This window comes from Moorena sp. SIO3E8, from assembly GCF_010692445.1.
In the GTDB taxonomy this organism is placed as follows: domain Bacteria; phylum Cyanobacteriota; class Cyanobacteriia; order Cyanobacteriales; family Coleofasciculaceae; genus Moorena; species Moorena bouillonii.
Window position 1 is genome coordinate 79,457 of sequence record NZ_JAAHHM010000023.1, and the last position, 14,455, is coordinate 93,911.

The window sequence follows — 14,455 nt, forward strand, 5'->3', positions numbered from 1 at the left end:
AAAGTGTTTTGATGAGCCTAAAGTAATATATGGTATATAATTTTAAATAAATAGGATTTGATTGGTTAGGATGCTTATGGCTATGGGTGCATCTTGTGAATTGATAATTTGCCTAACCACATGTTTGGCTTGGGGTTTTTCTGCTCCAGTTTTAGCTGAGATTATCCCCGATGGAAGTTTGCGAAATGAAGCGTCAAAGGTAACTCCTAATGTAGAGGTCAAGGGGGCGCTGGCGGATTTAATTGAAGGGGGAGCAACTCGCGGGGAGAATTTGTTCCATAGTTTTGCTGACTTTAATGTAGGAGAACTACAACGGGTTTATTTTGCTAATCCCTCTGGAATTCAGAGGATTTTAACACGGGTAACCGGCAGTAATCTATCGAATATTCAAGGGACTTTGGGAGTAGATGGTGCAGCAAATCTGTTTTTGCTCAATCCCAATGGTATTGTGTTTGGACCAAATGCCAGCTTAGATGTCGCTGGTTCGTTTTTCGCCTCTACTGCTAATAGTTTGGTGTTTGGTGATGGGCAAGAGTTTAGTGCCACATCCCCACAAGCACCGCCACTGTTAACGATTAATATCACCCCAGGATTGCAGTATGGCAAATATGACCCCAGGAGCACAATTAAAAATGCTGGGAATTTAGCAGTAGGACAAGATTTAACTCTAGCCGCTGGCAATCTGGATTTACAGGGTCAACTGGATGCTGGTAAGAATTTGACTCTGTTCGGAGAAGATACAGTCACGATTAGAGATAGTGTAGCGCAACCGTTTAGAGCGTACTCTGGTGGCTTGCTGCTAATTCAGGGTAATCAGTCCATTGATATTGCAGCTCATAACCATACCGATAGTGGTTTATTCGCTGGTGCTGATTTACGGTTGCGCTCTGCTAATCCCATAGCAGGGGATGCTCACTATACCGCTGGCGGAAATATCAGCATCGAGCAGTTGGATGGGTTACCGGGAAATTTAGTTAGTACCGATGATCCGATTATTCTGACTAATGGGGATGTCAGTTTAGGAAACTATACCGGAGCGTCACTACATATTTTGGCAGGAGGGAGTGTTACCGTTGGAGACATCGAGATTAACTCTACCGATACAACAGATAATGCCATTAGTCCTAATAACTCCAATCCCTTCTTGGCTAGTCTGGCTAATGTCACCTTGTCGGATCAAGCTCGAACATCTTTCGTAATTGATGGTAGTAGTCAACCTACTTTAGATATCCGTGCTGGCATAGATTGGACATTACTGGGGGGTTTGCCAGGAAATACCGATAGTAGTAACTTAGGATCTAACCTTGGGACGGCTGCGACTAGTGCGGATATCGAAATTGGCGAAATTGAGATTAATGCTCCCAATGGACTGGTATTGTTAACCAATCAGTATCAAGCTAACCCATCGTTAGTGAGTGAAACCCTTAAAATTAGTTCACTTCTAACTGGTGACGGCACCATAGCCAACGATAACGGTACTGTAGATAAGACTAACCAGAGGTTTTCAGGAAATGGTGGCGAGGTCTTGATTGATTATCGAGGCGGGATTGACATCAGGGAACGCATTGATGCCTCTTCCGCTTCTGGTAAAGCAGGGGATATTACTGTGCTTACCAATGATCAACTATCCCTTGACGGAAGTTTCATTATTAGCAACACCTTCGGCACAGAAAAAGGTGGGGATATCACTATCGATACTGGCTCACTCTTGGCCACTGACGGTGCTCAGATCGAAACCAGTACCTTTGGTAAAGCAGATGCCGGGAAAATTACCATTGTTGCTGATGACACAGTCACCTTTGAAGGGTTTAAAGGTAAATCTGAAGGCGAAAAGGAGAGAGTAAATAATCGCACTGGCATACTCAACATTATCAGAGAAAGGGCTACCGGTAATAGCGGTGGCATTTCCATTACCACAGGTTCTTTATTTGTTAACGGTGGCGCTCAACTGCAAGCCAGAGTTGGAGACATAGATCTACAGGGGACAGGTAGGTTAAAAAAGTCTAAGGGGGACTCGGGCGATATCAATATTTTTGCGAGGGATACAGTTTCCTTTAGGGGTCGTGGTGCCGTCACTAGTGTCGAGGGACAAGGTACTGGTACTGCTGGTGATATTAATATCCAGGCTAGGTCAGTTTCTGTAACCAATACCTCCCTACAGTCCAACCTAATCGGACGGGGAAGTGGTGGCAGTGTCAACATTCGCGCTAGTGATTCAGTAATCTTGGATGGAGGCCAAAACTCTATCCTGACTCGGGTTAATCGAAGTGGTAAAGCTGATGATGGCAAGAACGGTGGTGGAAATGTCGATATTGAAACTCGGTCACTTTATCTAACTAACGGTGCTCGAATAGTTGCCTCTACATTCGGAAAAGGAAACGCAGGTAACGTAACAATTAAAGTAGCAGAGGACATAGTTTTTGATGGGGTAAATAATAAAGATCAGACGATAGCCAGCGGTGTTTTAAGTGAGGTAAAGCAAGGTGCTATAGGAAATGGCGGTAAAGTTGAGATTGAGGCTAACTCTATTTCCATCACCAATAGGGCAAAATTGGATTCGAGTACTGCTGGGGTAGGTAATGCGGGACCGATAACTATCTCAACAAATCAGCTCACCCTCCGAGACCGGGGTGAGATTTCTGCTGCTACTTCCGGCCCAGGAAATGCTGGAAACATATCTGTGACAGAAGCTGACTCAGTTGTTCTCACCAATGACAGTAATATCTTGAGTAAAGTAGAGCCTACAAGTAGTGGTAATGGTGGCAAGATTGAGATTTGGACTGACTCCCTATCCCTCACCAACGGTAGCACTATTGCAACCCGTACCCAAGGATTTAACCCAGTCAAGGTAGTGGAGCAAGTGTTGCAGGAGCCTAACACAACCTATAACCAAGCAGTGCTGGGTGATAACCCAATCGTCTACTGGAGTCTTGATGAAACTAGTGGCTCAACCGCTTTTAATGCTACTGGCAATGGCTTCAACGGTACCTATGAAGGGGGTGTAACTCAGGGTGTTCCAGGGATATCCGGTACAGCAGGAGAATTTAATGGCAATAATGATACTGCTGTGGATATAGGTACTGTTCAATCAGGTTCAGATTTAGATATCTCGAATCAATCCTTTACTGTAGAAGCTTGGATAAAGCCAAACGAAATTGGAGAAAGGCAAGCCTATTTCGGGATACATAAACGGATAAAGAGTGACAATGACAAAAGTGAAAGTCTATATTTCAGATTGAACGAGAACGCTTCTGTTGCTTTCGGTGATTTTCCCAATGATTTGGAAACACCAGATAACATCATTGAAGTAGATACTTGGTATCATGTTGTAGCTAGTTACGACAAAGATTCAGATACTAACACTATTTTTGTCAATGGCAGAGAAATTAATCGCAATAATCAAGGGTTTTTTAATGGGGAAGACCCCCGTATCTTGATCGGGACTTGGCCAAACATTGGTGACCAATCCTTCAATGGTGTAATTGATGAAGTAGCAGTCTACAACACAGCCCTATCTCCTGAAACTGTTGCCCAGCACTACCTGATCGGTCAGCGTAGCCTCGGCGCACCAATTGACATTGGTGAGAGTGGAGCCAATGCTGGGAAAATTAACATCCATGCTAATTCGATTACTATCTCTGGAGTTAGTCCCACTAATAATAATATTTCCAGTGGTTTACTCTCTGACAGCTCCGGCGAGTTAAGTGGTCAAGCCAGGGATATCACCATCAATACTGATTCCCTGAAAGTTGAAGATGGAGGAATAATAACCGTAACCAGTGACAACGGGATAGCAGGAAATCTGGACATTACGGCTAATTCCCTGCTGCTTAACAACGGAAGACTAGAAGCTAAAACTGCTGGCATTCCCGAGACTGGGGAATCAGGAGCGAATATCACACTAGACGTATCAGACTGGATAGTGATGCTTAACGAAAGCCTAATCTCCGCAGAGGCTTTAGATGAAGCTACAGGTGGCAACATTACTATTGATACCAACCTCTTAATTGCCTTTCCCCCAACTGGTCCTAATGGTAGCGATATCATTGCCAAAGCTGACCAGGGTCAAGGCGGTGAGATCACCATTGATGCGGAAGATGTCCGTCTGATTGAGGAGCGCAGAGCCATCCGAGGCAATGGCACTAATGATATCGATGCTAGTTCTGACTCTGGTCCACAAGGAATAGTGACCATCAATACGGGCAATATTGACCCATCTCGGGGATTAGATCAACTACCAATTAATTTAACTGACCCATCATCACTCATTGTTGCTAGCTGTCCGAGAAGTGGGAAAATCTCAGTCGATGAACTCGGTGAATTTATTGTTACTGGACGCGGTGGCATTCCGGCTAGTCCCCTCGACCCGATTATTGGTCAAACCATCATTGCTGATTGGGTGACTCTAGATGATCAAACTCTCAGTGAAACTGATCACAATCTTGATAACAATCAGACCTTAGCGCCATCGACCGAAAAGAATTCTAAGCCAAAACGAATTGTGGAAGCTCAAGGCTGGATGACAGGTCCCGATGGTACGATCATTCTGACCTCTTTCCCTACCGATACCACTAGCCCACCCAAGCCTTGGTATCACTATTTGTCTTGTCGGGATTTAAATTAAGCTGTTTTTAGGGTAAGGTGATTACAGTGTAGAATCTGATCAGCCTAGTTTTCACACAGATGTGTCACGCAGTCAGCATCCGGCCTCCAATGGCAAATTTAATAATTTGGTCAACTTCAAGATTTTTGATCAATCAATATTAAGGAATAAGCAAGTGCACAAAATTAATTACAGATTAAAAAAAAACCTGACAATGTCAAGGTTACAGAGATTGCGAATAGGTAATTAATTCTGCGATCAGTGCTTAATGGGCTTTTGATTGAAAATATCCAAAAATTTAGTTACACAGAACAGCAAGATGAAAAATAACCGCAAAAATTCAACATCTATAGTTGACAAGGAGCAACAGGATTACGGCGAAAATCCAACTGCTGTTCGACAAACATCTCAATATCAAGCAGAATACATCCAAAGCTTTGTAGAAAAATGGGACGAGTTGATTAGCTGGGAAACCCGTGCCAAAAGTGAAGGTAGTTTTTTCATCGATATATTAAAACAACACGGTGTCAAAAAAGTCCTAGATGTAGCAACAGGAACTGGATTTCACTCCATTCGTCTGTTAAAAGCAGGATTTGAAGTGGTGAGTGCAGATGGGAGTCAGCAAATGCTCGCCAAAGCATTTGAAAATGGCCGTCGTCATGGTTTAATTCTGCGAACAGTGCAAGCGGATTGGCGGTGGTTAAATCGCGATATTCATAGTAAATTTGATGCTGTAATTTGTCTAGTAAATTCCTTTACTCATCTGTTTAGTGAGGGCGATCGCCGTAAAGCTTTGGCAGAATTCTATGCTGCACTTCGCTATGATGGCATTTTAATTCTAGATCAACGGAATTATGACAGCATTTTAGATCATGGCTTTTATTCAAAACATATTTACTACTATTGTGGTGAAGATGTCAAAGCCGAACCTGAATATTTGGATGAAGGTTTAGCTAGATTTAAATATGAATTCCCCGATCAATCGGTTTACCATCTTAATATGTTTCCCCTGCGGAAGGATTACACCATAAATTTAATGCAAGAAGTAGGGTTTCAAGGAATTAAAACTTATGGGTATTTCCAAGAAAGCTATCATAATGATGAACAAGATTTCTTTGTTCATGTTGCCGAAAAAGAATACAAAAAGAAGTTGAAAGGACAAAACCAAGTGAACTATTCCACAACCGTTGATACCGCTCGAACTTATTACAACAGTGATAGTGCTGATCAATTCTATGCCACTGTTTGGGGCGGAGAAGATATTCATGTTGGTATCTATGAACGGGAAGATGAACCTGTTTTTGATGCCAGTCGCCGCACGGTTGAACGGGTCGCCTCATTACTGAACTTGAATGAAAATAGCTCCGTTCTCGATATTGGCTCGGGCTATGGTGGAGCAGCCCGTTATTTGGCTAAAACCTTCGGTTGTCATGTCACTTGTTTGAATGTAAGCAAAGTTCAGAATCAACGGAATTCTCAAATGAACCAAGAACAGGGACTTGGGTCTTTGATTGAAGTAATCGAGGGTAGTTTTGAAGACATTCCCTACGAGGATGAACAGTTTGATGTGGTGTGGTCTCAGGATGCAATTTTGCACAGTGGTAACCGGATTCAGTTGATTAAAGAGGTTCAGCGGGTGATGAAACCGGGAGGTGAATTCATCTTCACTGATCCCATGCAGAGTGATGACTGTCCCGAAGGATTGCTGCAACCGGTTTTAGACCGCATTCACCTCGACTCCCTTGGTTCTATTGAGTTCTATCGCAAGGCTGCTAAGGTTACAGGTTTAGAAGAAATCCAGGTGATTGATCTAACGGCGCAACTGGTGAACCATTATCGGCGAGTCCTCGAAACGGTAGATGCCAATTATCAGCAAGCCGTTGCCGATAGTGGCAAGGATTACATTGACGCCATGAAAGTAGGTCTTAATCATTGGATTGATGCTGGCAAGAACGGTTACCTCAGTTGGGGAATTCTGCATTTTCGCAAAAAGTAACTAACTTTTCAATAATCCCAATTTCTCCTGCAGAGCGTGACGCATAATATCCACTGGTGGAGTTTGTCCTAACCAAATTTTGAAAGCTGCTGCTCCCTGTTGCACCAGCATTTCCAATCCATCAATGGCGATCGCGCCCTGTTCCTGGGCTTGTCGTAAAAACTGAGTGGGATTAGGAGTATATATCAAGTCATAAGTGATCGCATTTTCCGGCAACCTGGCCATAGCTAGCTCATCCACAGGAGACTGCTCGACCTTGGGATACATGCCCACTGGAGTAGCATTAACCAACAAATTGGCTTGGGGCAGGAGTTCCGGTAGTTGTTCCCAAGGATGAGTATGAATAGTAATAGCAAGGTCAGACTTGATCCAGCTTTGCTTAAATTGACCTAACTTGTCCTGATTGCGACCAAGCACATGAATCTCAGTACAACCGAGTTGAGCACAACCCACTACTACAGCTCGTGCGGCACCACCACACCCCAAAATGACTACAGTAGTTTGACTCCAATCCCGGTTATACCGTTTCAACGGGGAGATAAATCCTTCGATATCGGTATTCGTACCAATCCAACCCTGATCGGTGCGATAAACAGTATTCACTGCTCCCACCCCTTGAGCCACTGTTGAAATTTCCGATAACAAGGGGATGATACTCTGTTTGTGAGGAATAGTGATACTGAAGCCCACTAGACCAATCGCCTCAAAACCAGCGATCGCATTTTTCAAATCTGCTGATTTTACCGGTAAAGCTAGGTAGACATAATCCACATCCAAGGATGCGATCGCTCGGTTATGCATCAGTGGTGATAACGAATGTTCCACTGGATCACCAATCACACCCAGTAACTTTGTTGTTCCTGTTATTTGCACCATCACCCTACTTCGAGCACATAAAGCGCTACGCCCATGGCATTGGCAAGAGGCAAGAGGCAAGAGGCAAGAGGAACCCACCCCTAACCCCTCCCAGGAGGGGAAGGCAAGAGGCAAAGGTGCGCTTAACCCATTAAGAATTAAATTCGCCACGGGTCGCACCTAAAAGTTAACTGCGACAGCTTTTGCTGCTTGTATCAATGTCAAACACCTGAATGCGTAGTGCTATAAATTTTAATTTTAAGCCTGAAATAGTTAATAATTGCGACATTAATATTTCTTATTAAATATTTCTGATTATGATTGCTGCCTTCGGTTAACAATTTGTTGACAATTCACCATCAACCGTCCACAATACTTACTCCAAGCCGCGCATTTGAATGAACTATCATTTTTCTCATGGTGGCTAAAATAGATCATATCGAGCCAATTATAGTGCCAAATATAATACCAATTAACTAGGCAGCAACGGCATGAACCCAACTGGTATTCAAAAGAGTGGAGCCATGAATTCAATCACTTGTATGATATGTGAGCAAACCAATCCCAGTCGGGCAAGTTTTTGCTCTCGTTGTGGTGCCTCTCTATCTCCTCCCAGTAGCAGTCCCCTAGAAACTAATCTAAATAATACTAATCTAGACCATACTAATCTGGACAATACTAATCTAGACCATAGATTAGAGACTGGAAGCCGATTACGCGATCGCTACATTATTCAACGTACCTTAGGACAAGGGGGATTTGGCAAAACCTACCTAGCCAAAGACACTGGACGCTTTAATGAACTAGTAACCCTAAAAGAGCTGACTCCAAGAAACCAGGGCACCCATACCCTAGAAAAAGCCGAAGAACTATTTCAACGGGAAGCAACCATGCTGCACAAGCTTTCATCCCCCCAAATTCCGAGATTCTGGGAATTTTTTCGGGATGGCAAACGGTTGTTTCTCGTCCAAGACTACATTGAAGGAAAAACCTATCAAACCTTACTCGAAGAACGAGTAAGCAAAGGGGAACGGTTCAGCGAAACCGAGATTCTCCAACTGTTTCGGCAATTGCTCCCGGTCTTAAGCTACCTACACCAATTAGGCATAATTCACCGGGATATTGCTCCAGACAATATTATCCGTCGGGGTTCCGATGGAGTGCCAGTATTAATTGACTTGGGTGGTGTCAAACAAATTGCTCTAGAAGTCAATACTCCTGTAACCAGTGGGCAAAACTCTGCCATTTACGCTGGTGGGACTTGCCTAGGTAAAGTTGGCTATGCCCCTGATGAACAGCTACGCTTAGGGATTGCTGCTCCCCATAGTGACCTGTATGCTTTGGGAGTAACAGCGCTAGTACTGATGACTGGTAAACAGCCCCAGGAACTGGTTGACCCTTATACCCTCAACTGGCGAACTGAAGAAGAACTAACCCTCTCTCCAGAGTTTAATCCTATCCTCTCTCGTTTGCTAGCATCCCAACCCTCTGAGCGATTCCAATCTGCTCAAGAGGTTCTAGAGCTGATTCAAACTGATGAGTCTGATGATTCTAAGGTTAGAGAAACAGAAATCAAGGGTACTGTAGCTGTAACTCCCCAGTCTAAATCCTACCCGCCACCAACTCCCATTAATAATTCCGGTTGCAAGCAAGTGTTTGACGAATCTGTTCCAGTGCCAGCAGAGATTCAAGGCTGGAACTGGGGTGCCTTTTGTTTACCAGGTTTGTGGTGTGTCACCAATCAAGTATGGATTGGACTGATTGCCTGGAGTGATCTATCGTTAGTGACTGGATTTCTGGCTTGGCCAGTGATGGGGATTATTCTGGGCATTAAAGGCAATGAGTGGGCATGGAAAAGTCGCCGTTGGAAGAGTATCAAAGCCTTTAAGCGCCATCAACGGGGTTGGGCAATCACATCCTTCGTCATTACTGGTATCATGGTTACCCTACTATTTTTATTTTTAGAGCTGATTCGTCAACTCGTACTAAACCTTGTAGGATAAGGCTTGCGTCAACATAGAACAATTGAACTATTTAATAGCTAAAAGACAATCATAGCAAGGCTTTCATACTTCTTAAGATTTACTTTACGAATTAGCTCTTAGTATTGTTTATTGGGATAGCCTCCCTAGTGCCGTGGTGAATCACCTATTGCTCAACTGTAGCATTCGTGTGTTCAGTGCATCCGTGTGTTCAGTCGGTTCGATACTAGTTCCAGGTTAAGCCCAAGGGCATTGCTATTACTACCTACCATCACTATCTAAAGGAGAAGAAACATGACTAGCTTTCCTGCCTGGACTCAAATCATTGTCACCATGTCCGAATCCCAAGTTTTTTACACAGAAGAAGTAACAGGCTATGACAGCATAAGCTTGGTTTTACCTGGGAAGCCCTTCGATCTCAGTCTTTCCTTAGACACCTATGAAGACGCGATCGAGATAATTTTTGAAATTTATCCAGACCAAAATGCTTATCGATTAAATATGCGGAACAAACAGGAAGGAGTAGACCTCCAACAGAAAAGTACTGAAGAAAATTTAGATTTAACTGGATTAGACGCACGGCAACTTGGAACCTACAGTGAATTTTGCCGACATTTAGAAGAATTGTATGGAGTAGCTCAAGAAGTGGGTTGGTAATGGTAAGCTAATAGCGATCAGCGATCAGCGATCAGCTATTAGCGCTGTTGCCCTAGCGTGGCCATAGGCCAAGAACTTTTATCCATACTTTCACTTCTAATTAATCTATCAATATTAAATTCTCCGGAAAGAGGTTTATTTTAAGCTGACTGCTCACCGCTAACCGCTGAACGCTATTAGCTTACCTAACTAATTACTAGGTTTGACAGCTTGTCTTTTGACAATTTACCTGACCTGATTTAGGATACCATGGGCAATTTCTAAAAGTCCATGGTAGAAACAACAATTGTCGATCGGATGAGCAAGATATTATTAAGTTACCGACCCAAAGAAATCCTACTTACCCGTCAGCACTTAGCACTATTGTCAGCACTTAGAACTATTTTTAGATTAGCATCAGCCAGTTTACTAACTATTAGCTTACTAGGTAGTGGTTGTGGAATGGCTAGCCATGAAGATCATGATTCTGAAAAGACCCATGCTCAGCTCCATAGTCATAAAACCGAAACCGGTAATCACCATAGTAAAGAGATGGAGCATAATCACCATAATCACAAGGTCGGCAGCAGTAGTGACCATGGTGAAGGAATGGGTCATCATCATGGCACAATGGAAATCCCTTCTGGTCAACCTGTTCCAGATGTTGACATAGTGGTGTCTCCAGATCCGATGACAGGATGGAATTTAGAAATAAAGGTTTCTAACTTCCAATTTTCTCCCAAGAATGCTAGCAAAGCCCATCAACCAGGAGAAGGACATGGCCATCTATACATCAATGGCAAAAAAATTACCAGGATTTATAGCAATTGGTATTATATTGGCAAGCTTGAACCTGGTATAAATGAAATCACGGTTAGCTTAAATTCCAACAACCATCAGGATTTAGTTCATAATGGGGAAATGATTTCAGATACTGAAATTATCGAGGTGATCTCGAATAATTAGAGGATATTCCGTACTGGTTATGCTAGATCAAAAGTTTGGCACAGGGAGCAGGGACTTCGGAGCAGGGAGCAGAGAACAGGGAAGGGGTAACACAAGATAAAAGAGGGATGCATCGCTTTCGAGTAGTGTTTTCTCCCACTACTTCTCTCAATTCTTGTGATACCAGAAGCTAAAAAACCTGAATTTACCGACAACTGGAGCGAAGTGTATGGTTTTGTGGCTATGTGTTGTCGATATTTGTGGTGGCTACGAGAATGGCTCGGAGTCCACGCCTATCGTAAGCATCCCTTATTGCTGCTACCTTCCGGTCCTGACAAGGTTTGGGCGTTGCGATCGCGTCGATCCGAACCACATATTATAATAGCATGAATTTTTCAAAATGGGAAAGAAGATCAATCGTCTTGATCTATTTCGCGAATATCCCCACCCCGTAATAGCATGAAGAGCTTATACAGTGGGGCATACCCACTTTAACCATAAATTTCCCACTGCCGCGAGGAGTAACTTGAACAATCGGATATTGACCATAGTCAGTATCATAGTCAACGGTTTGGCCATTGTTATCATACAGACCTAGGTCAATATCGAGACAAGCATCATCACAAAAACTTACTAAGGTATAAGATTTACCAGCTTCTAGCTCCAGGGTAAATGCATCGACTTGGTTCCGGGAAAGTCTATTTACTACTGGTCGATGAGTTGGCATATACTCGCTGTTTCTTAAATACTGTGCTGCTGCGATTAATTTATTTTCAACTTGCCCCTGACGAGGAGAGCTAGCCAAACCAGCAGTGGGGGTGAATAGTAAGCTACTAGCTAGGAGAGCTAGGCCATTCCGAACTATCTTAGTATTAATCATATACAATAGCAATAAGCGCTTGAATTAATTAATGTTGACTTAAGAGTAATTTTTAGTTAGATCACTTCTTAGCAATGGCAATGCCTGAAAGCAATAAATCTTACCGTTTGGTAATTGATAATAGGTTGCTTATGTTCTGATTATCGGAGACTAATGTATGGGATAAGGTATACGAATGTATAACTTATGTATGATTACTCCTCAAGTATTACCAATCTGGCAAGTAATTTAGGATTAGCTATCAGCTTATGTGCTACGCGCACGCTAAGCGAACAGCTATCACCTATAGCTTTTGTATTTGAGATGTAAACCTGTATGGTCTTTTTTTATTGGACAATAAAACTCCGGATATCTTACAGCTCTGGTATGTATGCCTCTTGTATGCAAGCCTTTTCCTGCAATAGGTGTGTTCACAACCCAGAACCAAACGGTATATAAGTGATAAAACTAACTAAGAATAATTACTATTTAACTTACGATACTTCCAAAAAAAAATACTCCGCTGGTGAGCGAAGTAAGTAAGGTTAAATGAGAAATTATCAGCTTTGCTGAACTAAAAAATGATAGAAATTAGACATGGATAGTAAATTACAAATTATCCATTATCGATTACCGATTTACCGAAATCATGCCATTAATCAGCAAGGCCAACTATTAAAGCTTGGTGCCGCACTCAGGACAAAAATTGTTACTTGCTACATTCTTGGCACCACAGTTACTGCAATAGATTAGCTCTGTAGCTTTCTTGAGTAATGGTTTTTCTGGTAAACCGATCATTTGGGCATTACTCTTACCAGGAGCTACCATTGGGTAACAATTCTCGTCTTTGGTTACATGAACATCTAACAAGACAGGACCATCGTAGGCTAGCATTTGTGCGATCGCATCCTGTAGTTCATCCCGACTAGTAACTATCATGCCCTTAACCCCGTAGGCCTGAGCCAGTTGCACAAAATCCGGCATCCCAACTTCCATATTTGAAGAGGAATAACGCTTCCCATAGAAAGCTTGTTGCCACTGACGTACCATTCCCTGCCAACCGTTGTTAATAATCACGGTCTTAACATTGATGCCATATTGGGCGAGGGTACCCAGTTCCTGGATATTCATCTGAATACTGGCATCACCGGCAATACAAATCACTTGCTGATCCCGGAATGCTACCTGGACTCCCATGGCTGCTGGCATGCCATAGCCCATGGTTCCCAATCCCCCACTAGAAATCCACTGGCGCGGTCCATTATTAAGAAATTGAGCTGCCCACATCTGATGTTGACCGACATCCGTGGTGTAGTAAGCTTTAGGTGCTTGACGTCCTACCTCTACAATCACTTCTTGGGGAGATAGACTATCGGGATATTGAGGCACCTGCAAGGGATAGTCCTGACGCCAACGGTTAATCCGTGCTAGCCACTCCTGGGTTTGATTAGGTTCTGCTGAGATATTCATTTCCTGGTAACGGCGCAACATATCTTGCAAAACCCGGCGCACATCCCCTACAATCGGTACTTGGGGAGAGCGGTTTTTCCCAACCTCAGCGGGATCAATGTCGATGTGAATCACTTGAGCGTGACAGGCAAACTGATCTAGTTTCCCGGTCACCCGGTCATCAAACCGTGTCCCTACAGCAATCAGTAAGTCACACTCACTAACCGCAAAGTTAGCATAGGCGGTACCATGCATCCCCAGCATTTTTACCGATAGGGGATGGGATTCATCAAATGCTCCCTTACCCATCAACGTCGTAGTTACCGGAATTTGGAAGATTTCTGCTAGTTGGCGCAGTTCATCATGGGCACCAGCAGCAATGGTTCCGCCACCAACGTAAAGCAGGGGTCGTCGTGCTTGCCGAATTAAATTTAGGGCTTGGTTAATTTGGCGGGGATTGCCCTTTAGTGTTGGACGATAGCCCACCAACTTGAGTTGATTAGCTTCCACCGGTACATAGTCACATTCCTCTAAACCCACGTCTTTGGGTACGTCAATCAGGACTGGCCCAGGACGTCCGGTGCTAGCGATATGGAAGGCTTCGGCAACAATCTGCGCCATATCAGCAGGGTTACGCACCACATAAGAGTGTTTGACAACCGGCAAGGTAATCCCAAAGATGTCGGTTTCCTGGAACGCATCAGAACCAATAGCAGGACGAGCGACTTGACCGGTTACACAGATTAGGGGAATTGAGTCCATGTGAGCGGTAGCTATACCGGTAACTAGGTTAGTGGCTCCCGGACCAGATGTGGCAAAACACACACCTACTTTGCCAGTAGCACGGGCATAACCATCAGCAGCGTGGGATGCTCCTTGCTCGTGTCGGACTAGGATGTGCTGTATTTTACCAGCATCTTCCCAGTGGTATAGTTCGTCATAGATAGGTAGAATTGCTCCACCGGGATAGCCGAAGATATGGGTCACACCGTGACGGTGGAGACTATCCATTAGAGCAAATGCTCCTGTGCGGCGAGTGGGGGTAGTTGATGAGGCTGGGGTTGTTGAGATTACTTGGGATTGCACGCTTATCACCTCTAGTGGTAGATCAGGTCCTTTGGTGCGACCTG

At 43.7% G+C, this 14,455-nt stretch carries 8 protein-coding genes and 1 other RNA gene; 5 read left to right on the plus strand and 4 right to left on the minus strand.

What is annotated here, in order from left to right; translation table 11 throughout:
• Positions 1-70 precede the first annotated feature (70 nt).
• Complete coding sequence (locus tag F6K46_RS12895) at positions 71-4,624, plus strand: filamentous hemagglutinin N-terminal domain-containing protein (protein ID WP_293052917.1); 4,554 nt, start codon at positions 71-73, stop codon at positions 4,622-4,624.
• A 298-nt stretch (positions 4,625-4,922) separates the two neighbouring features.
• Complete coding sequence (locus F6K46_RS12900) at positions 4,923-6,599, plus strand: class I SAM-dependent methyltransferase (RefSeq protein WP_293052920.1); 1,677 nt, start codon at positions 4,923-4,925, stop codon at positions 6,597-6,599.
• Here the strand turns inward: F6K46_RS12900 and F6K46_RS12905 are convergent, their stop codons facing one another.
• Entirely contained in the window at positions 6,600-7,475 is an 876-nt protein-coding gene (locus F6K46_RS12905; RefSeq protein WP_293053101.1) for a shikimate dehydrogenase, read from the minus strand.
• A 503-nt stretch (positions 7,476-7,978) separates the two neighbouring features.
• On the opposite strand from F6K46_RS12905, the gene F6K46_RS12910 reads away from it, so the two are divergent.
• The 3 genes from F6K46_RS12910 (at position 7,979) to F6K46_RS12920 (ending at position 11,038) form a co-directional block, all read left to right on the plus strand.
• Positions 7,979-9,457, plus strand: a complete 1,479-nt coding sequence (locus F6K46_RS12910; protein WP_293052923.1) for a serine/threonine-protein kinase — start codon at positions 7,979-7,981, stop codon at positions 9,455-9,457.
• Positions 9,458-9,730: 273 nt separating this feature from the next.
• On the plus strand, positions 9,731-10,093 hold the full coding sequence (locus tag F6K46_RS12915) for a hypothetical protein (RefSeq protein ID WP_293052926.1): 363 nt from the start codon (positions 9,731-9,733) through the stop codon (positions 10,091-10,093).
• A 270-nt stretch (positions 10,094-10,363) separates the two neighbouring features.
• Positions 10,364-11,038, plus strand: coding sequence for a hypothetical protein (locus tag F6K46_RS12920; protein WP_293052928.1), 675 nt, complete (start codon positions 10,364-10,366; stop codon positions 11,036-11,038).
• 253 nt (positions 11,039-11,291) lie between these two features.
• On the opposite strand, the gene ffs is transcribed toward F6K46_RS12920, so the two are convergent.
• From ffs to ilvB, 3 genes are all read right to left on the minus strand, one after another.
• Positions 11,292-11,388, minus strand: an RNA gene (ffs, locus tag F6K46_RS12925) — signal recognition particle sRNA small type.
• A gap of 56 nt (positions 11,389-11,444) precedes the next feature.
• Positions 11,445-11,897: a hypothetical protein gene (locus F6K46_RS12930; protein WP_293052932.1), complete on the minus strand. Its 453-nt coding sequence runs from the start codon at positions 11,895-11,897 to the stop codon at positions 11,445-11,447.
• A gap of 654 nt (positions 11,898-12,551) precedes the next feature.
• Positions 12,552-14,411 (minus strand): biosynthetic-type acetolactate synthase large subunit, encoded by a 1,860-nt coding sequence (ilvB, locus tag F6K46_RS12935; RefSeq protein ID WP_293052935.1) that lies wholly within the window; start codon positions 14,409-14,411, stop codon positions 12,552-12,554.
• Between the last annotated feature and the right edge of the window lie 44 nt (positions 14,412-14,455).

What these genes read in the sequence shown, in the direction of transcription:
- F6K46_RS12895 (WP_293052917.1), top strand. Translation starts at nt 71, where the DNA reads ATGCTTATGGCTATGGGTGCATCTTGTGAATTGATAATTTGCCTAACC.
- F6K46_RS12920 (WP_293052928.1), top strand. Translation starts at nt 10,364, where the DNA reads ATGGTAGAAACAACAATTGTCGATCGGATGAGCAAGATATTATTAAGT.
- F6K46_RS12910 (WP_293052923.1), top strand. Translation starts at nt 7,979, where the DNA reads ATGAATTCAATCACTTGTATGATATGTGAGCAAACCAATCCCAGTCGG.
- F6K46_RS12930 (WP_293052932.1), bottom strand. Translation starts at nt 11,897, where the DNA reads ATGATTAATACTAAGATAGTTCGGAATGGCCTAGCTCTCCTAGCTAGT.
- F6K46_RS12915 (WP_293052926.1), top strand. Translation starts at nt 9,731, where the DNA reads ATGACTAGCTTTCCTGCCTGGACTCAAATCATTGTCACCATGTCCGAA.
- F6K46_RS12900 (WP_293052920.1), top strand. Translation starts at nt 4,923, where the DNA reads ATGAAAAATAACCGCAAAAATTCAACATCTATAGTTGACAAGGAGCAA.
- F6K46_RS12905 (WP_293053101.1), bottom strand. Translation starts at nt 7,475, where the DNA reads ATGGTGCAAATAACAGGAACAACAAAGTTACTGGGTGTGATTGGTGAT.